The sequence below is a fragment of the Rathayibacter sp. SW19 genome, assembly GCF_030866825.1.
Taxonomy (GTDB): domain Bacteria; phylum Actinomycetota; class Actinomycetes; order Actinomycetales; family Microbacteriaceae; genus Rathayibacter_A; species Rathayibacter_A soli.
Genome location: NZ_CP133020.1, coordinates 2,937,734 through 2,961,237, shown reverse-complemented (window position 1 = coordinate 2,961,237; position 23,504 = coordinate 2,937,734). Strand labels below are relative to the sequence as shown.

The window sequence follows — 23,504 nt, the reverse complement described above, 5'->3', positions numbered from 1 at the left end:
TTGTCCAAGCGGGCCGCCAATCACGGCGCAGGTGGCGTGGGCTCCGCAATGTCGCTGAGTTCGTGTTTGGTGGAGCCGATACCCTGCGCGGGGGCTGCGTGTGGCACCCGGATGCTCAGCGCGCCGGCCTGCACTGCGATACTCGCGCTGGTCACTGGTCCGAAGTCGTCGCCATCGAGTTCCACGCCTTGGGGTGTGTCGAAATCGACATGCAGGGTTCGAGTCTGTGTGTAGCGAAGAGCGCGCAGTGTGGGTGCAAGTTGTAGTGCGAGTCGGCCGCCGGTGGTGCGGTGCAGGACTCCACCGAGCGCGAGCCGGGACCCGATGTGTGCCCACCCGCCGAATCCTTTGGGGCTGAGCACAACGACATCAAGGCGCCCGTCATCAAGTTTCGCGTCCGGTAGGAGAAGGATGTTGGCGGTGAGGGTGCTGCAATTGCCGACGATCACGGTGTGCGCGTGAATCGTGCGAGGATGACCGTCGTCGAGGCGGTAACGCATTGTGATCTGCTTGTTGGCGAACACGGATTTGGCGATCGGGTCGGTGTACGCCAGCCATCCGAGCCGCCTCTTAAGTTGGCTGTTCGTGTTCGCCGCCATGCTCGCATCCAACCCGATTCCTGCCATCACCACGAAGACGTGGCGGTCGGTGGTGCCGTCCTCGCGGGTGAAGTCAACGAGTCCAACATCGATTAGCTTGCTGATCCCGGTGAACGCGGTTCTAACCGATAGCTCCAGGTCGCCCAGCGGCAGGCTCAGGTTCCGGGCTAGCAGGTTGCCGGTTCCGGCCGGGACCACCCCTAGCGGTGTGCCTCGGCCGTACGCGGCTTCGGCGACAGCACGGATGGTCCCGTCACCACCGGCGACGATCAGAACGTCTGCATTGGCGGTTAGAGCCTGGGTGGTGGCGTTCTGTCCGGGATCGGCCGAAGTGGTTTCAAACCAGAGACTGTGCGCCCACCCGTTGCATTCCGCTTCGGCGTCCACTGCTGCCCGTAGCGCAGCGACGTCGGTTTTGACCGGGTTGCAGATGACCGCCGCTACCGGTCGGGTCGCCGACGATCCGTCTGTCATTCGGCGGCAGCGACAGCGGCCGGGGAGCTCGTTGCGGCGGGCATCACGTTCGAGGGGAGGGTGGACTGATCGAATCGTGCGGAGGCGGCCAGGCGGGTGCGGAATCCGCCGCTGATTTGGATCAGGGTAGGAACGTCCACCCCGATGAGACTGTCCAGCGCGGTGAGGGCCCGTTCGATTGTGGTGCTGATGTTCTTGGGGGAGGCGCCGCGACGGCAGGTGACGGTGATCTTCAGCGCCGCCGTTCCTTTTATCTGGTAGGCCGTGATGTGGGCCGCGAGGATTTCTGGTTCTCCCGCCAGTGCGTCTCGGAGAAGTTCGGCTGCGACACCGGACTCGATGACGATCGTCCTGTTCTCGCTGGTCTGCTGGGTGATCAGCTGGCCGGTGTGCCCGCGCCCCTGTCGGAAGATGAAGACGATGAGAAGGATGATGAGGATGACGAGCACAGCCAACGCGCCGATCATGACCCAACTGATGCTCGTTCCGGGGATGACAGGGCTGCGAAGGACGGACTCGGTCGTCGAGAGCGCGTGCGGGGCGTTCTGATTCCAAGCCGTCGCCAGCGTCGGGAACAGTGCGAGCGCGACAGCGGCGATCCCGCCGCTGAGGAGAATGAGTCCGACCAGGAGGATCAGGAGTCGGTTTGCGAACCGGTTGGTATTGGTCATGCGCCGACCTTCCCACGCGATTCCACGGATAGCCGAGGGTCCCGCAGCGCCGGTTCCAGTTCGTATGAGTCGAGTTCGTCAGCGACCGCCGAGATCACCGCGGCACGATCCACCGAGACGCCGGATATCGGTGTGAGGCGTACGTCGGCGTGCCGGCGGGAGATGGTGACCTCGGTGTTGTCGGGGCTGATTCCCGCGGTGGAAGCGGCGTGTCGTGCGAGGGCGGAGGCGATGACTTCATCGTCGACCACTGTGACGCTGCGCACTGTATTGAGTACGTGCCGTGCGCGTCGGCCGCCAGTGACCGCGGCGAGAACCAGGATGATGCCGACCATGGCAACGACAATGCCACCGGCGACGATCCACGGAGCGGGTGTTGAGGTGATGCCGGCCGTCGCCCGCAGCATCTGTAACGGGGTGACGAGTAGTGGTGGCTGGTTCAGAAGTTGGAGGAGGATCTCCAGGCCCAGCCATGCGAAGGTGAGGATCAGGGCGATGGCGATGATGATCGCGGCAACTGAGCGTGGCGAATGTGTTTCCCGGCGGCGGATCCGGGCGGACGTCGAGTGTGTGGTGGTCATCGGACGCGTCTTTCAATCCTGATGCGTGTTCCGGTCAGGCGGATCGTGACGTGGCCGATGCGCGAACCGGTCAGCGCTGTCACGCGCTCAGTGATCGTCGCTTGTGCGTGAGCGGCGCGCTCCAGGAGGGGCCCGCCGGTGCGTGTCAAGAGTGTCGCATCGCGCTGGATGCGGGTCAGGGATACGACGCGGATGGGAGCGCTGATCGTGAGGGCGAGAAGCCCGTGGTCGTCGCCGAGGTCCACGTTCACTGCACCGGTTTCGATGCCGAGCGTGTCCGCGACGATCGCGACGACGATACGTGAAAGTGCGCGCTGTGTGATCCGGGTGCGACCCAGGGACGGAGCATCCGTGCTTGGCAAGACCTTGGCGTCTGACGGGACGACGGTGACGAGCGTGTCGGTCACGAGGAGGAGCGTTTGCCGCGCAAGGCGTTGGCGACGGTGCGGACATCCAGTTTGCCGTCGATGATGCGTCCGATCAGGCCGCCGATCAGCATTGCGACCGCGACGAGCACGGCCGCCCAGAAACCGAAGCCGATCCAGGCCAGGGCGAGTATCGCCCCGACCAGGATCCCGGTTTTAGTTGTTGAGATCACTGGACTCGAGCCCGACTCTCGTGTTCATGGTCGTGGTCGTCATCATCGGACGGGAGGTATACGTCATTGATCGTGATGTTCACTTCAGCAACTTCCATCCCGACAAGTGTCGAGATCGCTGTGATGACTGAGGCCCGGACATCGTCCGCGACCTTTTGCAGGGCGACGGGGTATTCGGCGACGAGGCTGATATCGACTGCGACCTGTGTTTCGCCGACCTCGACACTGACTCCCTGGCTGAGATCGGTGTTGTTCATTGCGTCGCGGATAGCGCCGATCACCCGGGCCGTGCCGCCGCCGAGGGCATGTACGCCTTCGACGTCCCGGGTTGCGATGCCGACGATCTTTGATACAACGCCGTCGTTGATGACGGTCTTGCCGTGTGTCGTCTCCGTGCTGACCGCGACGATCGGGGCGACCGCTGGTGCTGTTGCTGTTGCCATAATGCTGAACTCCTAACAATGAGCTGATCGGGAGCCCGGGCGGGCAACTGATGTCGAGATGTCTTCTCTGAGCGCTAGTGCGAACCGCTCGGTCGTCCACCCTGGGTGCGCCACCTCATACGACGCACCCAGCAGGCACCCCGGGCGTGCTCCTTCAGGTCATTTGGCGCTAGGCGTGTCCTGGCCTGCTTGCGAGTGGATGGCGTCCGCCGCTGTCCGCAGCGCGCCTTCCACCGTGTCGGTAACCTCGTCGATCTTCTTTTCGACAGCGTTCACCGACTTGTCGGCGACGTTCTTGGTGCCTTCGGCACCCTTCTTGATGCCTTCTCCTGCAGTCATGACGACCTCATCTCTCTTTGTGGTGAATTGGTGGCGGACACACGCCTGCTCGCGGAGTCCAGCGTCCCTCCATCGCTTGGATGCCGCGTGGGCATGACGGCGCCGTCATGCGAAGGCAATGTGGATACGAGACGTCGTTGCGTGCGCCGATTCGGTGGCGTCTGTGTGAATGTCTTGGCTCGCGCCGATCTGTTGGTCAACAACGCGGCCTTGCCCGAGAGCGGAGGCTGAAGGACAGGGCGGTGTACCTGGCGCGCAACGAACACCGAACGGTGTCGCTCGTAGACGGATTCATCACGCAGCCGGGCCGAGCTCTCCGATTGCGGACGGTGCACCTGGAGCAAGGCGCACGGTGAAGAACCGATGGACCGGCTATGCGGGTGCTGAGCCATTGTTACCCCTAGTTCGCGCGAAAGAGTTCGCCGCCAAAGGTCTAGAGCAACAAGAACAGTCTACGCTCTCGCCGGCGCAATGGCATCGGGGAGCTTTCGACTGCGCCAGGCTGCCCGCTTATACCTGGTGATCCGCTCGCCACTGTCGATGAGCGCGGCGATGCGAAGTGACCGGTTGGTGATGGCCACGGACACGGCGTGGAGGGTGAGGTTGTGGTTGCGTGCGTAACGGCGCAGAACAGCGAAGGACTCGCCCATCGAGGTGCCGTTGGCTTGGGCGATGGCACCCTTGGCCTGTTCGATGAGGACTCTACTGTTGAGCGCTTTCTGGAGTTGCTCAGCCACCACGTTTGCATGGGCCGCGACGCGTTCTTGGAGGATCCCGATTGTCGCCACGTCCGCGAGAGCTTGTGCGGCTGCCGCGTTTCGGCGGGTGAGTTCTCCCACCGATGTGCCGAAGAGGTTCATCGTGCCGATCGTGTCACCGCGCAGTCTCATGGGTATCGCGTGCACGGAACGGAATCCCTGTTCGAGAGCTGCGTCGCTGAAAGCCGGCCAGTGTCCGGCGGAAGCTGCGATATCGGAGACCGAGATTTGCTCGCCGGTGTTCGCCGCGCCGAAATACCGCGATCGACGCGCCGGACACCGGCAGCAGATCGACGAACGGGGCGCAGAGATCGTCGCCCCACTCCCAATCGGGAACACCCGTCGGAGTCGGGGGATCGGACGCGGGGACAGCATCGGTCATGGATAGCTCGCGGACCTCGCGTGCGGCAAGATCGGCACGCAAACCGGGCGTCGACCGTACGCACGACCTCTGCCGCGCGTGCCTCACACACTACGCCCAGCCGATCCGAACGAAATGGGAATTGACGTGCGAACTGCGCACGCGTATGGTGAGCATGTTGCTCGAGATCCCCGGCGGCGGATTAATACACGCCGAAAAGGGGCCACCGTGATTCCCAGCACGCTCGCAACACCGCCTACCTCTCACGCGAGAATCCGCGCGCCGACCTAAGGCAGACCCTGGCCGCGTCCGCACAGAAGCGCAGCGTTCGTTCCATAGCCCGGTCACTGAGACCGCTGTGGAAGGTAACAACCGACGACGTTTGTCCTTCCCCCTCACCGCACAGCTGAGCGATGACTCACGCGTGTGTTCTCGATAACCGTTTGACCGGGCAGGACAACACCATGACAACACTCAGCAACAACCCCTTCGACACGCAGCCAATAGAACCCGGACATTTTCCGGCACCAGACGATCCAGCAAATATCGGTCTGGGCGCAACGCAACCAATCGACATCACCGCGCTGATCGCCGATTGGGATCTCCAGTCCCGCACATCCTTACTGCAGCAACCCTCGGCACTCATCGACCAGGAACAGCCGACGCCCCTCGACCATGACAAGAAGGCATCATGACGATCACCGCGAACCCGGTCCCTCTGGACGACGAACTCGGCGACGTATTCGCCTCGCCCTCGATGATCAGAAGGGCTCCGAAGAGTCATTTTCCCGCGCCCGAACGGGACCCACGAGATGTGTATCAGCTCGTCCATGACGAGCTGATGCTCGATGGGGTCGCCCGGATGAACCTCGCCACGTTCTGCACCACCTGGGTCGAAACCGAAGTCCGCCAGCTCATGGCCGACTCGATCGATAAGAACATCATCGACAAAGACGAGTACCCGCAAACCGCTGAACTCGAGAACCGTTGCGTGCATATGCTCGCCGACCTCTTCAACTCCCCGGACGCTGCCGGCACCATCGGCACTTCCACGACTGGCTCCAGCGAAGCAGCCATGCTCGGGGGTCTTGCTGCGAAATGGACCTGGAAGGCGAAGCGAATCGCTGCCGGAAAATCGACCGCGACCCCGAACTTCGTATGCGGGCCCGTGCAGGTCTGCTGGGAGAAGTTCGGCCGATACTTCGATGTCGAAACCCGACAGGTGCCGATGAACGACCGGTATGTCATGACGGCGGAGGAAGCGATCGCTCAGTGCGACGAGAACACCATTGCCGTCGTCGTGACTTTTGGTCAGACGTTCACCGGCCTGTTCGAGGATGTCGCGGCGATCAGCGCTGCACTCGACGACCTCCAGGCGCGCACCGGCTTAGACATTCCCATTCACGTCGACGCTGCCAGTGGCGGTTTCGTCGCACCGTTCTGTGCCCCTGAGATCGATTGGGACTTCCGCCTCCCGCGGGTCAAATCCATCAACGCGTCTGGACACAAGACCGGTCTTGCGCCGATCGGGAGCGGCTGGGTGATTTGGCGTGAACGCGGCGATTTGCCGGACGAACTGATCTTCAATGTGAACTACCTCGGCGGTCAGATGCCGACGTTCAACCTAAATTTCTCCCGACCCGGCGGGCAGGTCATCTCCTCGTACTATCTCTTCCTCCGGCTCGGCAAAGAGGGTTACCGCAAGATCCAGGCCGCAACGTACGAGGTCGCCCAGCACCTCGCAGCAGGGATTACCCGCCTCGGTCGGTTCGAGCTTGTCTTCAGCGGCGACCCGACCCTGGGCATCCCCGCTGTGACCTGGAAGCTCAGTGCAGGCGAGCACGCACACAACCTGTTCGACCTGGCCGAAGAACTGCGCACCCGCGGCTGGCTGGTCCCTGCCTACACGTTGCCCGCCGGACAGGAAGCTGTGACCGTGCAGCGCATCATCGTGCGCCATGGCTTCAGCATCGACATGGCCGACCTCCTCCTTGAGGACATGCGCCGCGGCATTGCGAAGCTCGACGACCGCCCCCCGTCGAGGAAACTCACGGCGGGTGAGGCAACTGGTTTCAATCACGACGCGATCCCTGCAGTGCCGGCCGAACTGGTGAAATCATGACCGGCGAAACACTCACTCGACCCGTCGACGTTCGAAAGCACAGCGTCAAGAAGGCTGCGTTCATGTCGGTCCCGACCGTCGGTTTCCTCACCGCAGCCGCAGTCGTCACCAGCCTCCGGGGATTGCCCGTGATGGCCAAAGAAGAACTCACGATGTTCACCTACATCGGCTTCGCCGTCATCCTCTTCCTCATCCCCGCGGCACTCGTGTCAGCAGAACTCGGGAGCGCGTTCTCCAACCGCAAAGGCGGCGTATACACCTGGATCGGGGAAGCGTTCGGGCAACGCTGGGGCTTCGTCGGCATCTGGTTGCAATGGATTCAGAACGTTGTCTGGTTTCCCACTGGTCTCGCGTTCGCGGCGGCGGCCGCGGCCTTCGCGCTGAACGACGCAGGCCTCGCCAACGCCCACATCTACGTCGGGATCTTCTGTATCGTCAGCTACTGGCTCGCGACGCTCCTCGCCCTCCGTGGTAGCGCGATCCTTGCCAGGGTCGCCAAGTACGGGTTCCTGATCGGCACCGTCGTTCCCGGTGCGGTGCTCGTCCTGCTGTTTCTCTGGTGGGCTACGACCGGTCACGCCATGGGTTGGTCGACCGCAACGGACTCTGCGGTCAGCCACGTCGTCAACGGTTCCGCAGGGCCTCGTTTGCTTCCGCTTCTCGCCGGACTCGGGTCGCTTGCGTTCCTCGGCAACATCATGCTGCTCTTCGCCGGCGTCGAAGTTCAATCGGTGCACGTCGGAGAGATGAAGAACCCACGACGCGGGTTCCCGGCAGCGATGCTGCTGGCCTCGATCGTCTCCATAGCGGTCTTCCTGCTCGGCTCGCTCGCCGTCGCCGCCCTGGTGCCCTACAACAAGCTCGTCCTCCAGACCGGAGTGTTCGAAGCGCTGAAAACAGTCCTGGTCGACCAGTGGCATATCGGCTGGGTCGTCCAAGTGCTCGCGGCACTCATCGCGTTCGGCGCGCTCAGTGGCGCCCTGGCCTGGTTGTCCTCGCCCAGCAGAGGTCTCCTCGCGACCGCGCACGACGGCTTACTGCCGCCGCTCATGCAGAAGACCAACAAGCAGGGCGCCCCCCGCAACATCCTGATCATCCAGGCGATCATCGTGACCGCCGTCTCCTCGATCTACCTGTTCACGTCGAACGTCAGCGGAGCGTTCTTCCTGATCTCCACCGTCACAATCAGCCTCTACATCGTGATGTACCTGCTCATGTACGCCGCCGCAATCCGACTCCGCTACACACAGCCCAAACTGGCACGCGCATTCAAAATCCCGGGCGGCAAAGCAGGAATGTGGATCGTCGCCGGACTCGGCTTCGCGGCCGTCGCTTTCTCCCTCCTCGTATCGTTCTTTCCGCCGACACAACTGCCTGTTGGAAATCCCGTCATCTACGTCGCGCTGGTCGCGGCGGGACTGGTCGTCTTCGTGAGCGCTGCGCTACTGATCTATCGCTTCCGGAAACCCAGCTGGCAAGACGAAGGACCCGACCAGGAACTGCACGAGGCCAGTTTTCAAACGCCACCATCAGGAACCGAAAGGCGGACGGCTGGCGAGCCCCATCGCCAAGTGGCCGGAGGCTAAGAGCGAATTTCGTGAAGTTCGCTACTTCACCGAACTTCAACAACTGCCCATCTTGAGGACGCACTTCCTGGCTCGTGAAAGCCATGTGAGCGTGAAGTCAGCTCTCGCGGCTGCACCCCGGAAGTCGGCTACTGCTGTGAGGTATCGCAGACAGGCAATACCACCCGACTGCTGGTGGTCGTCGCCGTTCCGGTCACGCTGATCCTCGGTGTTGACGTCGTTACGCACGGAGCAATTACTCCCGGCGGAGGATTTCAGGGCGATGTCATCCTGGCGACTGGCTTACATCTGATGTACGTCGGCGGTCGATATTCTGCGTTCAGGCGGCTGCGCCCGCTTGGCTGGTTCGAGCAAGCTGAGGCAATCGGCGTGATTGCGTTCGCAGCGATCGGCGCGAGTGCACTGGCCTTGGGAGGGGCGTGGTTGGCCAATGTGCTCCCGTACGGTGCTCTGGCACAACTCGTCTCATCGGGCAGCGTGCCGTTGCTCAATGGTGCCGTCGGGCTCGCTGTTGCAGGCAGCATGGTGGTGCTGATCGCCCATTTCCTCGAGCAGCGGCACCTGTCATGGCCACAGCGTTCCGGCGGGTCGTCATCGGCGACGATAGAGAGCGAGGACCGGGCATGACGCTGTATCCCTATCTGGTTGCCGTTGCAATTTTCTTGCTCGGTGTGATCGGTATCGCTCGCAGTCGGAACCTGGTGCAAGCGATCGTCTGTCTTGCCGTTGCGCAATCCGCGACCTATGTGCTTCTGTTGTCGGTCGGCTACCAGAATGGCGCGACCGCGCCTATCTTCAACTCGTCGCCGACCGGTGCGAAGCACCTGGTCGATCCGGTCGTCCAGGCGTTGACGTTGACGGATATCGTCGTCTCGACCGCAGTGACGTCGATGCTGCTGGCATTGACGATTCAGATCGCCAAAACACACGACACCGTGAATCCGGACAACTTGCGGGCGCTGCGAGGCTGACATGACCTCAGCAGCACTTGCCACCGTGCTGATGCCCGCCGTCATCCTGGTCCCCATCGTGGTCGCTTGCGTCCTGCTGGGCATGGGTAGTTGGGTGAATCGGCCGACGGTCGACTTCGTCGCGATTGCCACCTCTGTTGCGGTGACCGCAATGGAATTCGTTCTTCTGGAAGCCTCCGCCCGTGGGCGACTCGTTGCCTGGCTCGGCGGTTGGACGCCGCATCACGGTTCGGGCAGTGTCGGCATCGTCCTGGTGGGGGATCAGTTCAGCGTCGGCATTGTGCTCGTGGCTGGGGTGTTGATGAGCTGCGCCCTGGCGTTCTCCTGGCGGTACTTCGAAGACATCCACACGCACTATCACGCACTGATGCTGATGTTCCTGGCAGGAATGACCGGCTTCGCACTGTCTGGCGGCGTGTTCAACATGTTTGTCTTCTTCAATCTGATGGGGGTCGCGGCTTACGCGCTCACCGCGACGAAGGTTGAAGACCCGTCGGCCGTGCACGGTGCGCTCAATTTCGGGATCATCAATTCCCTGGGGGCGTACATCTCCCTCATGGGAATCGGGATGCTCTATGCGGCCACCGGACAACTGAACCTGGCACAACTGTCTCGGGCCCTCGCAACGCACGCACCAGACCCGCTCGCGGTGGTTGGCTTCGTCTCGATCGCGACGGGGTTCCTGGTCAAAGGCGCCGTCGTCCCATTCCATTTCTGGCTCGATGATGCGCACGCCGTCGCGCCGACCCCGGTATGCGTCTTGTTCTCCGGCATCATGGTCGAGCTCGGAATCTACGGCGTCGCGCGCTTGTACTGGGTCGGATTCAGCGGCACCCTCGAAGCCGCGCAGATCCAGCGACTGTTGATGATCCTCGGGGTGATCACCGCCCTCCTTGGCGGGGTGATGTGCCTCTTGCAGCGCCATCTCAAAAGGCTGCTCGCGTACTCGACGATCGCGCACACCGGCCTGTTCCTACTTGCCGTCGGGTCACTGAGCCCGGTCGCCTTGGGCGGAATCGCGGTGTATGTGATCGGGCACGCGGCCGTGAAGTCGGTGCTGTTTCTGTCGGCCGGCATCATCCTAAACCGAAGTTACGCGGGTTGAGGGCGGGTTTCTCTGGCTTGAGCCGGGATTTTACTGCTGACTGTGGTGGTGTTTCTGGCTACTTGAGCGTGGTAGGGATGGTTTGGCCGATCAGCTCGAACGCGTGGCGTTGGATCGGGGTGGGGGTGGCGACCAGTTCGAAGCCGATCTCGTCGTCGTGGCCGGCGATGTGGATCCGGTTGCGGGTTAGGGTCGCGAGGTGGTCCAGCAACGCGGTGAAGCTGTAGGCGGGCTCGCCGGTGTCGGTGGTGGCGGTGGATGCTTTCCGGCGGGCGGCGGTGGAGCGTTTCGCGGGTGCGACGGGGTCGGCCGGGTCGGGTCGGTTCTCGTCGGTGAAGGTCAGCGGTGCCCACGCGTTCCTCAGGTGCCAGATCAGGTAGGCGGACAGCATGCACAGAAACACGTGCGCGCGAACTCGGGTTTCTGTCCAGTGGTAGATGGGCCGCAGGTCCAGGTCGATGGACTTGATTGAGCGGAAGTCGCGTTCCACGTGCGCCAACGACTTGTATGTGCCGACGACGGTGGCGGTGTCCATCTGCTCGGCCGGAACACTGGTGCGGATCACATAGATGCCGTCCAACGCCGCCTCGGCATCGATGTTGTGTTGGTTGCGGGTGAAGGTGAGCAGCCCGTCGTCGATGATGAGCTGGAAGTGTTTGGCCATGTTGTGTTTGCCGAGGATTTTGCCGACACGGACTCCGATCGGCCCGGCCTTGGTGAGTCGGCCCGCGGTCACGGCGGTCGCGATGACGGTCAGGTCAGCCTCGGTCGCGGCCAGCAGCTGCTCACGTTTGTAGGCGCGTTTGTCGGCCAGGGCAGGGTTGCGGCAGGCGATCAGGCGTTCGCCGGGATAGTCGGGATGTTGGATTTCGGCCAGGTTGGTGTCATCGAACAGGGATTGTTGCACGCACCCGTCCGCGATCAGGCCCGCGATCGACACGGAGCGCAGTGCGGTGACCCAGCCGAGACCGCCCAACTCTTTCAGCTGCCGGATGCGGGCGGAGGTGATCATGCCGCGGTCGCCGACCATGACCATGTCGTTGACACCGAACGTCGTCTTCATTTCGATGGCGATCTGCTGGAACGCCGTCGGGTCGGCGGTGTTACCGGGCACGACCCGGATCGCGACGGGCCGGCCGGCGGGGTCGGTCAGCAGCCCGTATTCGATCTGCGGCAGAGCCTTCTTCCCGTCCCGGGAGTACCCGCGGGCCGCCAACTCGCAGTGTGTGCCGGTGACCCAGGAGGAGGACAGGTCGAACAACGCCAACCGGTCCGGGTTGGCATCTTCGCCCAGGTGTTTGCGGGCGAGTTTCTTCTCGATTGCTTCTTGTCGGGTCGCGAGCCAGTCCATCGCCGCATACACCTCATCGGTTGAGACGTCGGTGATGCCGAGGTCCTCGGCGAGGGTGGTGTCGGCCCACCACCGGGTCGTGGCCAGTTTCGAGGCCGGTTTGCAGACCCGGGCGATGATCAGACCGAGCACCACGTCCCGAGCCTTGCCCGCCGGGCCCAGCAGAGCCGGCAGCCCCAGTGCCTGGGCTTGCGCCCAGACGGCGGCGACGTGCCCGTGCGGCAGGGACCGGGTCACCTCCAGGTTGTCGTCGGCGACGATCAGACTCTTGCCGGCCAGGGATGCCTTCAGGACCTCGATCGCACTGTCCGGCAGCGCGGTCAGGTTCGCCAACGTCGCGTGTTTGACCTTGGCGCCTTCCCGGTAGGAGCGGCGCAGCAGCACCGATTCGTAGACGCGTTCCTCACCAGCCTTGTTGACCGCCTTGGTTCTCACTTTGGCCACATGCATCGCCGTTGCGTTCTTCGCCACGCCATAATTCTAAACGCTAATCACGATAGATCATGGCTCAACACACCTATTTTACTGGCTACAATTGTTGATACAAAAGAACCCCCACTCCCCGCAACGACGGGGAAGTAGGGGCTCAACTCATACGTAACTTCGGCCTAAACCGATACGGCAGCGTCGACGAGTTCTCGTTGCGCGGGCGGGGCAAGGATGCGCGGATGCTTGGTTGTGTCTATCTGGCAGCAGGTCTCGCTCTGGCCGGCCTTCCTCCATTCGCGATCGGCCTGGGAAAGATCATCGGAGAGGACGGTCTCTCAGCGTCCGGGTTCGGTTGGGGGCCGGTGCTCTTCATCGTTGTCTCCGCGCTCTCCGGCGGAGCGGTTCTGCGCGCGGGCGCCCGCATCTTTCTCGGCATCGGACGCATTCCGGCACATGTTGAGGGGGAGGAGATGAGTGGGGACGAGGAGAAACGTGAACTCCCTAATCGGATGGCACGGGTTCCGGTGACGATGGCGATCCCGCTGGTGGGCTTGCTCGCGGCCGGCGCGGCTGTCGGACTGATTCCGGCGTTTGGAGCGGCGGTGGCCGTGGCCGCGGAACGCTTCATCGACCATGCCGGCTATGTCGCGGCGGTCCTTGGCGGGTCGCCCGGCTACGCGCACGTCGAGACGTTAGCTGTTGGCTGGAGTGGTGCCGGTATCCTGCTCTGTTTAGTTTCGGTGGCTGGGGCGCTGCTGGTCGCTACGACCGGACTGTACGCACAGAACCTGCCGCGGGTTGTAAAAGCCGCGGTGCACCCGCTGCGCGGGATAGTGCACGGGCTGCACCGCATCCATTCCGGGCACATTGGCGACTATGTGGTCTGGTTGCTGATCGGAGTCGGCGGAGCGGTTGCGCTTGCGATCGTGCCCTGAGAGCAGGAGCACGGAGCGCAGACGCACGGCCAGCCGGTTGTGCTGCTGCCGGTGCTGTCACGGCGTCGCCTGGTTCAGATAGAGTTCGGCCTCCTTCTCGGTCATCACGATCATCCCCCTGGTGCCGTTCGCCGAGTGCGCAAGCGCCTGGAGCCACGCAGGATTGAGTTCGGGCGCTCGACTGCCCGAGAATCGGAACTGCAGCGGAATCGACGGCGAAAGCCACAGGCTGATGCGGCCGGAGCCGTCTGACGAGGTCGGACCCCAACTCAGGAGGAAACTCTCTTGTCGTCTCAGCTTGGCGACGACGGCGACCTTCACATGGGAGAGCGTTCGATCTTCGATTTCATATTCCGCGGTGTTGGCGTAAATGAGGTAGCCCATCCCCATATCATCGCACCGCGACGTTGTGGAATCGGTCTGTGTTCAGTGTCACCGTGCCAGCTCATACGGGTGGGTCATCGATTTCCGAGGTGCTGCGGGTAACGCGCGCTCCGTCGACGGGATCGACGGCAGAGCGGGAGGTCGTCGTCGCTCTGCGGTGACGACTCACCAAGATTATGCCAATGATGAAAACGACGACGCCGGCACCCATGAAGATGTAGCCGACCAGGTGCAGATCGATCCACGCTACCTGGATGTTGAGGGCAAAAGTCAGGATCGCGCCGATCACGAACAGGACGATCCCAGTTCCGATACTCATGCTTGTTGCTCCATTTCATGTCAATGTCCGGTCTATGCTGTCCGGTCTATACCGCTTGCTGCGCACGAACAAGAGGTTGCCAACCCCGTAAGCGGTGTGCTAGGTGCGAGGGTCAGTAGTGGTTTGGGGTTGGGAGTTGGCGGCGGTTTCCGGCCGCTGGCTGTCGTGGCGGGCAGGCGTGCCATGTGTGATCGGTGGGGTCTTCTGGTGTTGCAGAGACCGTGGAGCGACGGCGGCAGCTTGACTGGTCCTGGTGGGGCGGCCCGATCCTGACGGGTTAGGTTCCCAGTCCGTTCATTGACCGTGCGGTTGTGGCGCTGAAAAGTTTGAGTAGGTTGTGGCAGCCGGCGATCAGGTCCCACTCGTGTTTGGCTTGATCAAGCCCGCGCAGGAGCACGTGTTTGCCTTGCCTGGTGTGTATCTGTCCGAACACCGGTTCCACGATCGCTTTGCGCCTGGCATAAATATCGTGGCCGTGTTTGGATCGCAGCCTTTGCACCATTCGTAGTTTTGCGGTCGCCGCGGCCGCCTGTTGCTGACCCGTCCCCATGATCGCTTCCTCTGCAGCGTTGAGTCGGCGGGTTGCGATGAAGAACTCTGTCTTGCCCGCACTGGCTTCCTCGATGCCCTCCGCGAATTCGAGGTTCTTCACCGAGCAGAAGCCGGCATCGACCAGAACCTGACCGGGCAGTACCCCCAGAGTCGCTTCGGCTTTCTGAATCATCGGGGCCAACTGTTCGAAATCATTCGGGGTGTTCGTCATATCGTTGCTGACGATCACTTGATGGTCCTTATCCACCAGGCAGAAACCGTTATAGCAGTAGTGGAAGGACCCGTCCGCGGTCTTCATGATCCTCGAGTCCGGGTCGGTGAAGTTGCGTTGCGTCTTCGGTCCCACCACAGCTTTGGCTGCCGCGTCCTGACCCTTCTCCTTGACCGCACCGTCCTCATCGCCGTGCTCGCGTGCTTTCTGTTCGGCATCTTTACGGGCTTTGGCCGCCGCGTCGGCCTCGAGCGCAGCCCGCGCCTGGGCAAGCTTGCCCAAACGCGTTTCACGCCGGGCAAGCTCGGCCGGTAACTCGTCACCGCGTTTGTCCTTGCCGAACCGGGTGTCTTCCGCAGTGTCGATCGCCTCGGCCTCCGCGAGGAGATCGGAGACCTCCTCGGCCAGGACCTTCTGCCTTTGGGTCAGACGGGCGTAACTCATCGCCTTGCGGCGGGACGCGTTGGCCCGCACCTTCGTGCCGTCCAACGCGACCTGCCCCAGCGAGACCATCCCCGCCGCCCGACACAACTCCAACGCTTGCAAGAACACGTTGCCCAAGGCCGACAGGTGACGTTTGCGGAACCGGGCAATCGAACGAAAATCGGGTGCTTGCTGCGCGGTCAACCAACGAAAAGCGACCACATCCACACACGCACGCTCGAGTTCCCGCGAGGAACGCACGCCCACGCAATACCCGTAGAGCAGCACACGAACCATCAGGCGCGGGTCATACGGCGGCTGGCCCTTCGCCTTGGCATACGACGCATAAAACTTCGACAAGTCCAGCTGACTGTCCACGACGTCAGCAATGAACCGGGAAAGATGAACCTCCGGCAGCCACTCGTCCAACGACGGCGGCACCATCATCACCAGATCCGGATCGAACGGTTTGAACCGTTTATGGATCCCGGCGCCAGCCTGGATCACCGACAGATCAGGCATCACCCGTTCAATCAGCGACTCATCGAAAAGACCATCAGGAGTATCCGATCCCATACCAAATTATCCCACACTGGGACCCAAAATCCCTGATCAAACATCCAAACCACACCAACACCACTACTGACCCACGCACCTAGGCACTATGGCCCTCAAGTGCGGAGTCGGCCCGGTCGCGAGCGATAAGTAGTCGAACCGCACCGATCGCGGTCGACAGGAGCGCATTCTGATTGCCGGGCGCGCCTCCGGCATGCATCTGCATGATGCCGCCGGCACGGGTCCCGTATATCGAGGACAGAATGAAGATGGCAGATGACTCCATTTCTGAACAGATCGCTCCACCCGCCACCCAGGCGTTCCATCGCTCGGCCAGAGTCCCGGCCAGGGGCATCCGTGCCGTCTCGGTTTCCCCGTAGAACGAGTCCTTGGAGTGCGAGATTCCCAGGCGGTGCGGCAGGTTGGCTTGGCGCGCGGCCGAAGTGAGGGCAGCGACAACTGCGCCGTCAGCAACCGCGGGGAACTCGATCGGTAGGTACTGTCGCGAGGTTCCCTCATCACGGATCGCGCCCGTGACGATCGCCAACTCCCCGTGGACGATGTCAGGCTGCATTGCGCCAGAGGTGCCCACACGAATGAACGTGTGTGCGCCAATCTTGTGGAGCTCCTCGACGGCGATTGCGGCCGAGGGGCTACCGACACCCGTTGACACGACGCTGACTGTTGTGCCGTCGAGGGTGCCGGTCCACGTGGAAAACTCCCGATTGGTTGCGACGTGAACTGCGCCGTCCAAGAACGCCGCGATCGGCTCGCACCGTCCTGGATCGCCGGGCATAAGTACGTATTTGCCCACCTGGTCGGATGAAACGCCCAGATGGCGCTGTTTCTGCTCTGCTGACATTTGCTGGTTCCTCCTGAATAATCCGATATTGGGCTAGTTCGCCGATCGCTGCCATAACCGTTCCATCGCGCTACGCCCGCGCTCGGCAATGTCCATGCTGTCTGCGTGCGTGAGCGCGCCGTTCTCGACTACTGGCGCCCCGTTGACCAACACCAGTCGGGCACGCATAGCGCCAGAGGCACACAATAGAAGTGCAGCTATTGGGTCGCTCGCCCCGGCGTATTCCAGTTCGCGGCAGCTGAATGCCGCAATGTCGGCGAGTGCGCCCACTCGTATGTCGCCGCCATCCCATCCGAGCGTGCGTGCGCCTCCGACGGTCGCCCAGCTCAGCACTCTCTGCGGCGTCACCAGTTGGAAGGGAAGCCCGTCTTGTGCTGCGCGGATGCGCTGGGTCTGGAAGACAAGGCGCATCTCGGCGAGTTGGTGGCCCGAGTCATTTGATGCGGCGCCATCAACACCGATCGAAATTTCCACCCCCGCGAGATCAGCGGCGAGACCGGGCGTGATTGGCAAGCCGAACCGCGCATTTGAACTCGGGCTCAAGGACAATCCCACCCCATGTTGGCTCGCAGAATGCAGTTCTTCGGGGGTGAGTCCAGTGCCGTGCGCGATCCAGAGGCGCTCATTCCACCACCCCGTGTCTTGCAGAAATCCGACCGGGTCCAGCCCCGCCGCGAAGCGAGCTCGCTCTCGCTCGTCGGGTCGCGGGTGGAGGTGGGTGTGAAGTGTGACGTCGTGCCGGTTGGCCAGCTCCGCGACATCCCGCATCACCTGGGGTAACCCATATGTCTTCTCGGTGAGGCCGAGGCCGACACGGCACATCGAGGCATCGCTGGCATCGTGGAATCTGTTGATAGCAGATTCCATTCGCTCCAGCATCGCGTCAACAGGTTCGATCGAAGAGTCGATGCAATCACCAATCCGCTCGCGGGTCGCCGCTTCCAGCTCGACAAGCCCGCCGCGCACCGGCGCGAACCGGCAACCGAGTTCCGCCGCAGCCTGCACCTGGGCCTCGAATATGTCACCGCTTCCCGTGGGGAAGTAGTAGGTGAAATCGCCGACAGTGGTGCATCCGCTGAGTAGCAATTCGGCAATTCCTATACGTGCACCGTCATATGCATCCTCGGCAGTGATATGGCTCCACACCGGGTACAGCTTCGCCAACCAACCGGCCAGTCCGCAGTCGAGGCCCTCCGTTCGCGTGAGTTGCTGTGACAGATGGTGATGGGTGTTCACCAGCCCGGGAATCACAACCCAGTCGGATGCCTCAATTGTCCACGTACCCTCCGGTACGCGGAGGTTTCGCCCGATCGCCCTCACGCGACCTCCGGACACGAACACGTCCTCACCCTCCACCACAGCGGGAACTCCCCCGCGGATCAGGTAGAGGGCGCCACAGGATCGCAGCAGGATCATGTCCCCGGTAGCGAGGGCGGCCGCTGAACCGGTTGGCGCATGCATCACCGAACTCTCTCCGCCTCGGCGACCTTCAAGCCGAATAGCCCAATCGCGTTTGACCCCATTACCGCCTCGGACACAGCAGAGCTTCGTGCCGCCCGATGGATTGCCTCCAGGTTCTTCTGCGGATTTGCGATCGCGAATGGATGATCCGTGCCGAACATCAGCTTCTCTGGACCCACAAGGTCGAGTGCTGCAGTGAGAGCGCTCGGCGTGTAGACCAGGGAGTCTAGCCATAGTTTCGCGAAGTCCTTGGACGGTTCGACATCGTGCCGAGCCTGCGCAACTTCATCGGGACGCCAGCACCCATCGACACGCCCAGCGAGGTACGGCAGCGTTCCGCCACCGTGAGAACCGATGATTCGCAAGTCCGGAAAGCGGGTCAAGACTCCGGACATCACCAGTCTGGTGAGCGCGAGAGTGGTTTCGTAGGGAAACGAAAGCGCGAGCTGTAATGCATGGCCATAGCCGTGCATCTCGTCGAGGCCGACGCCGTAGTGAGGATGCACAAGCACGGGCAACGCTAAGCGTTCCAGTTCGGCCCATACGGCGTCCAACTCCGGGGAGTCAAACGCGAGACCACTGATTCGGGTACCCATAGCCACGCCAAACAGTCCCTCACGTACGGCGATATCCCTCAGGGTGCCCACGACTTCGTCGATCGACGCATTCGGGATGCACCCCATGCCAACGATCCGCCCCGCAGTCCGTCTGCTGTAAGTGGCGAGCTCCTCATTCAGATGCGATGCCAACTCCAGCGATTCAGCCGGCTCGAATGGATCAAGCCAGGGGTTTCCCAGCGAAACGACCGAGTAGTCGATTCCGTGCTCATCCATAAACTCAAGCTTGCGATCAATCGACCAGTAGTCCTGTGTAATCGGCCGACCCTGGTCGCCGGGGAAGATCCGGAACAAACCCGAATCGCCCTCGCGCTCGCTTACCCGCGGGTTATCGGTCCGACGCCCGAGAGCATCGAGGTAGATCCGCGGATAGATGTGCGTATGTGTGTCAACAATGACAGTCACGTGGTGACCTTTCGGCGGTCGCTCCTGGAAGCGAGAACGGTTAGTGGTTGTGTTAGTAGTCGAGCGGTCTGGTGCCCTCAATATGCAGCCGCGTATACTCGCCCGCCGCTCGTCCATCGCCGCGCTCAAGTGCATTGATGATGAGGTCATGCTCCGCCGCCGACGCCTCATGTGCGCGACGACTGGTCGGAGCCATGTCGAGGGTTTGCCACAACTCGGTGAGAAATCTCATGAGCACGGGCGAATCGGACAGCTCGTAGATAGCGAAATGGAATTTCTGGTTGAGCTCGCCATGCCGACTCTCCGGTGCCTCCGAGAACTCCGCCGCCATCTGCCGAAGGTGCTGGATGGCTTCGGGAGTCACTTGACTGACAGCCAATTCGGCAGCAACGGATTCAAGCGCCGCACGCAGACGCCAGTTCTCGCTCATACGCTCGGCAAGCGGCCGCACTCGCGCGCCGTGATTCAGCTTTGCTTCGATATACCCCTCGGCCAGCAATTGACTGAGCGCTTCACGTACCGGAGTAGAGCTGACGCCGAAATGTGCAGCGATGTCGCGCTGTCGCAGGTTCTCACCCTCTGCATATTCACCATCGAGAATCCCCCGGCGTAACATGCGCGCTATAAACACGCTCTTGCTCTCCGGAGCACGGTCCGTGCCGGCATTTTGGAGAAATTCGCTCCTGACTTGCATTCACACATGGTATATCAAATTGCGCAATGTTTACAAATTCGTGAACAATTTCTGGATATAAAATGGGTTGGATCTCGTTTTTCGACCAAAATAGCCTCCTCGAGTCGGTTCGACGCCTAGAATTACACATGAGTGATATACCAGATTTCTCTAAAACGTCACCAGAAGGAGAGGGCAGTGTGACATGAACGGCGTGCCGGTCTCCGCCCATTGTGTTGCGTATCGGTTGAGAAGCGGCTCGGCCTGGCTCAAGATGAACGACTCACCGGTTGCTTCGAACGGCTGCTGCAGGCGACCGGCCAGAAGATGGCCCCGCCCTGAATTATTGGGTGATCGGCCGAAGCTCTGTTCAGTCGCCGCGACCGACGGATAACCATTCTGGTCTAGCCACCGATAGGAGGCCTCGTCGAATGAGTTCAGTCCTCCTCGCAGGTGTTCGCCGCCGATGTCGTCGTACGCGGATCACGTTCACGCCCAATGTTCCATTCGCCGGCATGCCGGACGTTATAGCCGGCTCCGCGCAAGGCGCGAGTAAAATTGGATACCAGTCGCGAATGGTGCACCGGCCGCGGCGGCCAGTTCGGCCGGGCTGACCCGTTTGGGTCCGTGGGTGAGGTAGGAGGCGATCTCGTCCGGGTCGGCCAGGCTGCGCCGGGCCAACAGCCAGTACTCGACACCCGGGTCGTGGCCGCCGTTGATGCCTGCCCGCGCCGTCCGGATCTGGTCGGATGGCTGGTGGACCAGCTGCCTGTGAAGCAGCCTGCGGCGGGGGCATCGCGACCGGCGGACTCTGGCCTCAGGCGACCAGCTCGTTCTGCCATACTCACAATGTCATCTGGCGTGCCAACGGGCGGCCCGATGCCACGCAGTTCGCCCGTGCGTTGGGCACGTTGGCGATCCCGGGCGATCAGATCGTGCACCTCGAGGCCCTGACCGCTCAGCTGAAGCTGGAGATCCAATATGTGCTGCCGTGCAGACGTGATGACGCCGCGACCACGTGTCCGCCACGGGCAGATCAGATTGGCCATTGACACTCCTCCAACACGCCAGACTCCTCAACGGGAAACGCCGGCTTCCGAACCGCCTCCCGTGAAGAGGGCACGTACAGACAAGGCAGGTGATCGATCCGAAGGGTCCCGTCGAGAACTTCATGCCGAGGCCAACAACCAGATTGGCTGCCGTTCACCTTCGCTGGCGCTCAGCGACTTGACCGTGCCGACCGAACCCTCGCACCGTGATGTGGCCAACCAGTACTTGCAGCAGTGTGATGTGTCCAACGTTTGAGGACGCCGACGACTGTCTACGTCGGCCGAATTTTGGCCGCTTGTCGTCGTGGCGCCTGGGGTTAGTATTCACCCGTCGTCGACAGCGCACCGAAAATGATCGTTTCCGGATGGGCATGCCCTGGGAGAGATGGTGGTGTGATGCGATTGGCGGCCATCGCGACAGGCCGCACCTTGAAAATTCAGTCACGCTGTTCGCCTGCAAAAACGGTATTGGGGCTACCTGCGGCCTCTACGTCGTCTTAGACAGACGCTTTCGTAGCCCGCTGATGACGGTGTCGATGTTGAACTGGAACTGTTCCAGTCCGAAGGTGGGAACCGTGTCCTGTAATGCATGAAGAATGGGAAGCTCCGTCTCCAACTGGTTGAACACTTCCCGATTCTCGGGGTGCTGCGGATGGCGTTCTGGGCTGGCGTCGAACAGCGCATCCCGTGCCGAGGCAATGCAGAGCGAGACGATCATCATCAGCGCGTGAGCAGTGGTGGGGCGGTCAAATCCAGCGCTCAGGAGCGCGGCCCCTGACGCCTCGACGGGAGCGAGCGAGCGAGCCGCGATATACGTCGACGAGAAATGGACGAGTTGGCCGGTCGCGATGGCGGCCTCACGCAGGCTGTATGCGGTAGTGCGGATCACCTCGTCCCACTCCGCGTTGGGGGCGATGGTCAGCTCGGGAACTTGTGCTTTCAGCGCCTCTTGGGCGATCAAGTGCAGCAATTGTTCTTTTCCGCCGACGTAGTAGTTCAGCAACTTCCTGTCGACGCCGAGATCGGCGGCTAGGCCACTCATCGTCAGGGACTCCGGCGTGTACTTCTGCGCCGCCTCCATGATCTGAGTGCCCGTGATCCGGGGAGGACGTCCGATGCGCTTGCGGGCCTCCTTAACCTCGCCATTGTCCGTCATGCCACTCCTAAATAAGGTTGCGCCGGGGACCATTATTCCCGAACGGGAAAAACATCTTGACATTTCAATGGTCATGGTTGCATACTTTTTCCCAACTGGGAAGAGGACGGTCTCATCCGAGCATCACTTCACCGCAGAAGGAAGAACCATGTCTAACCCGAATTATCCAACCGAACCGCCCCTCCCGGACGTCCTGGCTGACGAACTGCCCATTCCGGTCGCTGATGGCCCGAATATTGGGCCGGCAATGATGCAGAAACGGATGTGGGTGATGTACCCGCTCGCAGCCTTCGCGATCAGTGTCGTGTGGGGGTCGATCCTGCAGCAGCTGTTTGCCCGGCAGATCGCCGGTTTCGCAAGCAATGCGGTATCGGCGCCAATCCTGGGGGCCGTGGTGAGCGTCGGAGCGATCGTCGCGATCTTCGCTCAGCCGATCGTCGGCCGACTCTCCGACCGCACCCGCACGCGTTTCCTTGGGCGCCGTAACATTTGGACGCTCGGTACCGCGGTAGTCTCAGCGATCGGACTGCTCCTACTCCCTCTCGCGCAGGATGGGATTTGGCTGGGCGTGTTGTGGGCGGTGGTCATCTTCCCGCTGAACGGCTATCAGATCGCCACTACAGCTACATTTCCCGAGCGTGTCCCGGTCCGTAGCCAGCCATCAATGTCCGGCATCTACGGGGCGGTCAGTCTGCTCGGCATCTTCGGCGGCGTCGCAGTCGGTGGCCTTGTCCACAACCTGTTCCTTGCCTATGCGATCGTCGCCGCCCAGCTGCTCATCGTCGCCGTCCTGTTTGCGATCGGCACCAAGGACTACGTTCCAGTCGCTGCCAAACCGGGCAAGAAGGCTAGTTCCCCGCTCCCCGGGTTCCGCGATCACCGCAACTACTGGTGGGCGCTGTTCGCCCGCTTTGTCGCGTTCCTCGCGTACACCATTGCTACTGCGCTTCACGTGTACGTGCTGCGTGACTACATCCACATCGGGTCGCTGGAAAAGGCCAGCATCGCCGCCGTGCAGATGTCCGGCGTCAGCACCCTGGCGGTGCTCGTTGCCGCCCTTGTCGTCGGGGTTCTCGCCAGCAAGACGGGCCGACTGAAGGTCTTCGTCATCGCCTCCACGCTGATCTTCATCCCAGGATGTGTTGTGGCCCTCATCGCCCCGACATTCACCGGAATGCTCGTCGCCTACGGCATCCTCGGGTTCGGGTTCGGCGCCTATCTCGCCGTCGACCAAGCGCTGATCGCGCAGGTTCTCCCCAAGGCCGCCGACGCCGGCCGCGACCTCGGAATCGCGAACATCGCGAACGCCGGCCCGCAGATCTTCGCCCCCGTCCTGGCTGGAGCCCTTGTCGCGGTTGCCGGGTACCCCCCGCTGTGGGTCATCGCAATCGTGCTGACTATCGCAGCAAGCGTCGCGATCCTGCCTATCCGTGGCATCCGCTGATCATCCGCCGCGGCGGGCATACACCAGCGCCCACCCGACATCGGCACGGTTCTTTACCCCTCCCGGTTCC

At 62.2% G+C, this 23,504-nt stretch carries 25 protein-coding genes; 8 read left to right on the top strand and 17 right to left on the bottom strand.

Going from position 1 to position 23,504, the window contains the following annotated elements; genetic code table 11:
* Nucleotides 1-20: 20 nt before the first annotated feature.
* The 8 genes from QU604_RS13785 to QU604_RS13750 all read right to left on the bottom strand — a co-directional run bounded on the left by QU604_RS13785 (nt 21) and on the right by QU604_RS13750 (nt 4,838).
* The gene (locus tag QU604_RS13785) at nt 21-1,073 is read right to left on the bottom strand and encodes a diacylglycerol/lipid kinase family protein (protein ID WP_308465198.1); all 1,053 of its coding nucleotides are present in this window, start codon (nt 1,071-1,073) and stop codon (nt 21-23) included.
* Nucleotides 1,070-1,744, bottom strand: coding sequence for a hypothetical protein (locus tag QU604_RS13780; protein WP_308465197.1), 675 nt, complete (start codon nt 1,742-1,744; stop codon nt 1,070-1,072). Before QU604_RS13780 ends, QU604_RS13785 begins: the two co-directional genes overlap by 4 nt.
* Nucleotides 1,741-2,325: an Asp23/Gls24 family envelope stress response protein gene (locus QU604_RS13775; RefSeq protein WP_308465196.1), complete on the bottom strand. Its 585-nt coding sequence runs from the start codon at nt 2,323-2,325 to the stop codon at nt 1,741-1,743. Before QU604_RS13775 ends, QU604_RS13780 begins: the two co-directional genes overlap by 4 nt.
* Nucleotides 2,322-2,732, bottom strand: a complete 411-nt coding sequence (locus QU604_RS13770) for a hypothetical protein (protein WP_308465195.1) — start codon at nt 2,730-2,732, stop codon at nt 2,322-2,324. Before QU604_RS13770 ends, QU604_RS13775 begins: the two co-directional genes overlap by 4 nt.
* Nucleotides 2,729-2,923, bottom strand: coding sequence for a DUF2273 domain-containing protein (locus tag QU604_RS13765; protein ID WP_409349967.1), 195 nt, complete (start codon nt 2,921-2,923; stop codon nt 2,729-2,731). Before QU604_RS13765 ends, QU604_RS13770 begins: the two co-directional genes overlap by 4 nt.
* Nucleotides 2,920-3,366: an Asp23/Gls24 family envelope stress response protein gene (locus QU604_RS13760; protein ID WP_308465194.1), complete on the bottom strand. Its 447-nt coding sequence runs from the start codon at nt 3,364-3,366 to the stop codon at nt 2,920-2,922. Before QU604_RS13760 ends, QU604_RS13765 begins: the two co-directional genes overlap by 4 nt.
* Before the next feature lie 159 nt (nt 3,367-3,525).
* Nucleotides 3,526-3,705, bottom strand: coding sequence for a hypothetical protein (locus QU604_RS13755; protein ID WP_308465193.1), 180 nt, complete (start codon nt 3,703-3,705; stop codon nt 3,526-3,528).
* Between the two features lie 452 nt (nt 3,706-4,157).
* Nucleotides 4,158-4,838, bottom strand: a complete 681-nt coding sequence (locus QU604_RS13750) for a GAF and ANTAR domain-containing protein (RefSeq protein ID WP_308465192.1) — start codon at nt 4,836-4,838, stop codon at nt 4,158-4,160.
* 450 nt (nt 4,839-5,288) lie between these two features.
* On the opposite strand from QU604_RS13750, the gene QU604_RS13745 reads away from it, so the two are divergent.
* The 6 genes from QU604_RS13745 to QU604_RS13720 all read left to right on the top strand — a co-directional run bounded on the left by QU604_RS13745 (nt 5,289) and on the right by QU604_RS13720 (nt 10,608).
* Nucleotides 5,289-5,519: a hypothetical protein gene (locus QU604_RS13745; protein ID WP_308465191.1), complete on the top strand. Its 231-nt coding sequence runs from the start codon at nt 5,289-5,291 to the stop codon at nt 5,517-5,519.
* Complete coding sequence (locus QU604_RS13740) at nt 5,516-6,946, top strand: glutamate decarboxylase (RefSeq protein ID WP_308465190.1); 1,431 nt, start codon at nt 5,516-5,518, stop codon at nt 6,944-6,946. The genes QU604_RS13745 and QU604_RS13740 overlap by 4 nt, the downstream gene beginning before the upstream one ends.
* Nucleotides 6,943-8,532: an amino acid permease gene (locus tag QU604_RS13735; RefSeq protein WP_308465189.1), complete on the top strand. Its 1,590-nt coding sequence runs from the start codon at nt 6,943-6,945 to the stop codon at nt 8,530-8,532. The genes QU604_RS13740 and QU604_RS13735 overlap by 4 nt, the downstream gene beginning before the upstream one ends.
* 174 nt (nt 8,533-8,706) lie before the next feature.
* Nucleotides 8,707-9,159: an MnhB domain-containing protein gene (locus tag QU604_RS13730; protein WP_308465188.1), complete on the top strand. Its 453-nt coding sequence runs from the start codon at nt 8,707-8,709 to the stop codon at nt 9,157-9,159.
* Nucleotides 9,156-9,503 carry a sodium:proton antiporter gene (locus QU604_RS13725; protein WP_308465187.1) on the top strand — a complete coding sequence of 116 codons (348 nt, stop codon included), beginning with the start codon at nt 9,156-9,158 and terminating at the stop codon, nt 9,501-9,503. The genes QU604_RS13730 and QU604_RS13725 overlap by 4 nt, the downstream gene beginning before the upstream one ends.
* Nucleotide 9,504: 1 nt before the next feature.
* Nucleotides 9,505-10,608 (top strand): complex I subunit 5 family protein, encoded by a 1,104-nt coding sequence (locus QU604_RS13720; protein WP_308465186.1) that lies wholly within the window; start codon nt 9,505-9,507, stop codon nt 10,606-10,608.
* A gap of 58 nt (nt 10,609-10,666) precedes the next feature.
* On the opposite strand, the gene QU604_RS13715 is transcribed toward QU604_RS13720, so the two are convergent.
* Entirely contained in the window at nt 10,667-12,430 is a 1,764-nt protein-coding gene (locus QU604_RS13715) for an IS1634 family transposase (protein WP_308464953.1), read from the bottom strand.
* Nucleotides 12,431-12,627: 197 nt separating this feature from the next.
* Between QU604_RS13715 and QU604_RS13710 the strand changes: the two genes are divergently transcribed.
* Entirely contained in the window at nt 12,628-13,323 is a 696-nt protein-coding gene (locus tag QU604_RS13710) for a hypothetical protein (protein WP_308465185.1), read from the top strand.
* Nucleotides 13,324-13,380: 57 nt separating this feature from the next.
* On the opposite strand, the gene QU604_RS13705 is transcribed toward QU604_RS13710, so the two are convergent.
* The 8 genes from QU604_RS13705 to QU604_RS13670 all read right to left on the bottom strand — a co-directional run bounded on the left by QU604_RS13705 (nt 13,381) and on the right by QU604_RS13670 (nt 22,065).
* Nucleotides 13,381-13,707 carry a DUF7882 family protein gene (locus QU604_RS13705; protein WP_308465184.1) on the bottom strand — a complete coding sequence of 109 codons (327 nt, stop codon included), beginning with the start codon at nt 13,705-13,707 and terminating at the stop codon, nt 13,381-13,383.
* Between the two features lie 61 nt (nt 13,708-13,768).
* Nucleotides 13,769-14,026: a DUF6458 family protein gene (locus QU604_RS13700; RefSeq protein WP_308465183.1), complete on the bottom strand. Its 258-nt coding sequence runs from the start codon at nt 14,024-14,026 to the stop codon at nt 13,769-13,771.
* Nucleotides 14,027-14,303: 277 nt separating this feature from the next.
* Entirely contained in the window at nt 14,304-15,698 is a 1,395-nt protein-coding gene (locus QU604_RS13695) for an IS1182 family transposase (protein ID WP_457852546.1), read from the bottom strand.
* 169 nt (nt 15,699-15,867) lie between these two features.
* Nucleotides 15,868-16,629 carry a nucleoside phosphorylase gene (locus QU604_RS13690; protein ID WP_308465182.1) on the bottom strand — a complete coding sequence of 254 codons (762 nt, stop codon included), beginning with the start codon at nt 16,627-16,629 and terminating at the stop codon, nt 15,868-15,870.
* Between the two features lie 33 nt (nt 16,630-16,662).
* The gene (locus tag QU604_RS13685) at nt 16,663-18,090 is read right to left on the bottom strand and encodes an amidohydrolase family protein (protein WP_308465181.1); all 1,428 of its coding nucleotides are present in this window, start codon (nt 18,088-18,090) and stop codon (nt 16,663-16,665) included.
* Nucleotides 18,090-19,112 (bottom strand): amidohydrolase family protein, encoded by a 1,023-nt coding sequence (locus QU604_RS13680; RefSeq protein ID WP_308465180.1) that lies wholly within the window; start codon nt 19,110-19,112, stop codon nt 18,090-18,092. The genes QU604_RS13685 and QU604_RS13680 overlap by 1 nt, the downstream gene beginning before the upstream one ends.
* A gap of 52 nt (nt 19,113-19,164) precedes the next feature.
* On the bottom strand, nt 19,165-19,806 hold the full coding sequence (locus QU604_RS13675; protein WP_308465179.1) for a GntR family transcriptional regulator: 642 nt from the start codon (nt 19,804-19,806) through the stop codon (nt 19,165-19,167).
* Between the two features lie 1,515 nt (nt 19,807-21,321).
* Nucleotides 21,322-22,065: a TetR/AcrR family transcriptional regulator C-terminal domain-containing protein gene (locus tag QU604_RS13670; protein WP_308465178.1), complete on the bottom strand. Its 744-nt coding sequence runs from the start codon at nt 22,063-22,065 to the stop codon at nt 21,322-21,324.
* A gap of 73 nt (nt 22,066-22,138) precedes the next feature.
* On the opposite strand from QU604_RS13670, the gene QU604_RS13665 reads away from it, so the two are divergent.
* Nucleotides 22,139-23,434, top strand: a complete 1,296-nt coding sequence (locus QU604_RS13665; protein ID WP_308465177.1) for an MFS transporter — start codon at nt 22,139-22,141, stop codon at nt 23,432-23,434.
* Nucleotides 23,435-23,504 lie beyond the last annotated feature (70 nt).

What these genes read in the sequence shown, in the direction of transcription:
- QU604_RS13710 (WP_308465185.1), top strand. Translation starts at nt 12,628, where the DNA reads ATGCTTGGTTGTGTCTATCTGGCAGCAGGTCTCGCTCTGGCCGGCCTT.
- QU604_RS13685 (WP_308465181.1), bottom strand. Translation starts at nt 18,090, where the DNA reads ATGCATGCGCCAACCGGTTCAGCGGCCGCCCTCGCTACCGGGGACATG.
- QU604_RS13720 (WP_308465186.1), top strand. Translation starts at nt 9,505, where the DNA reads ATGACCTCAGCAGCACTTGCCACCGTGCTGATGCCCGCCGTCATCCTG.
- QU604_RS13670 (WP_308465178.1), bottom strand. Translation starts at nt 22,065, where the DNA reads ATGACCATTGAAATGTCAAGATGTTTTTCCCGTTCGGGAATAATGGTC.
- QU604_RS13690 (WP_308465182.1), bottom strand. Translation starts at nt 16,629, where the DNA reads ATGTCAGCAGAGCAGAAACAGCGCCATCTGGGCGTTTCATCCGACCAG.
- QU604_RS13705 (WP_308465184.1), bottom strand. Translation starts at nt 13,707, where the DNA reads ATGGGCTACCTCATTTACGCCAACACCGCGGAATATGAAATCGAAGAT.
- QU604_RS13725 (WP_308465187.1), top strand. Translation starts at nt 9,156, where the DNA reads ATGACGCTGTATCCCTATCTGGTTGCCGTTGCAATTTTCTTGCTCGGT.
- QU604_RS13785 (WP_308465198.1), bottom strand. Translation starts at nt 1,073, where the DNA reads ATGACAGACGGATCGTCGGCGACCCGACCGGTAGCGGCGGTCATCTGC.
- QU604_RS13745 (WP_308465191.1), top strand. Translation starts at nt 5,289, where the DNA reads ATGACAACACTCAGCAACAACCCCTTCGACACGCAGCCAATAGAACCC.
- QU604_RS13735 (WP_308465189.1), top strand. Translation starts at nt 6,943, where the DNA reads ATGACCGGCGAAACACTCACTCGACCCGTCGACGTTCGAAAGCACAGC.
- QU604_RS13740 (WP_308465190.1), top strand. Translation starts at nt 5,516, where the DNA reads ATGACGATCACCGCGAACCCGGTCCCTCTGGACGACGAACTCGGCGAC.
- QU604_RS13780 (WP_308465197.1), bottom strand. Translation starts at nt 1,744, where the DNA reads ATGACCAATACCAACCGGTTCGCAAACCGACTCCTGATCCTCCTGGTC.
- QU604_RS13775 (WP_308465196.1), bottom strand. Translation starts at nt 2,325, where the DNA reads ATGACCACCACACACTCGACGTCCGCCCGGATCCGCCGCCGGGAAACA.
- QU604_RS13750 (WP_308465192.1), bottom strand. Translation starts at nt 4,838, where the DNA reads ATGCTGTCCCCGCGTCCGATCCCCCGACTCCGACGGGTGTTCCCGATT.
- QU604_RS13675 (WP_308465179.1), bottom strand. Translation starts at nt 19,806, where the DNA reads ATGCAAGTCAGGAGCGAATTTCTCCAAAATGCCGGCACGGACCGTGCT.
- QU604_RS13665 (WP_308465177.1), top strand. Translation starts at nt 22,139, where the DNA reads ATGTCTAACCCGAATTATCCAACCGAACCGCCCCTCCCGGACGTCCTG.
- QU604_RS13700 (WP_308465183.1), bottom strand. Translation starts at nt 14,026, where the DNA reads ATGAGTATCGGAACTGGGATCGTCCTGTTCGTGATCGGCGCGATCCTG.
- QU604_RS13760 (WP_308465194.1), bottom strand. Translation starts at nt 3,366, where the DNA reads ATGGCAACAGCAACAGCACCAGCGGTCGCCCCGATCGTCGCGGTCAGC.
- QU604_RS13755 (WP_308465193.1), bottom strand. Translation starts at nt 3,705, where the DNA reads ATGACTGCAGGAGAAGGCATCAAGAAGGGTGCCGAAGGCACCAAGAAC.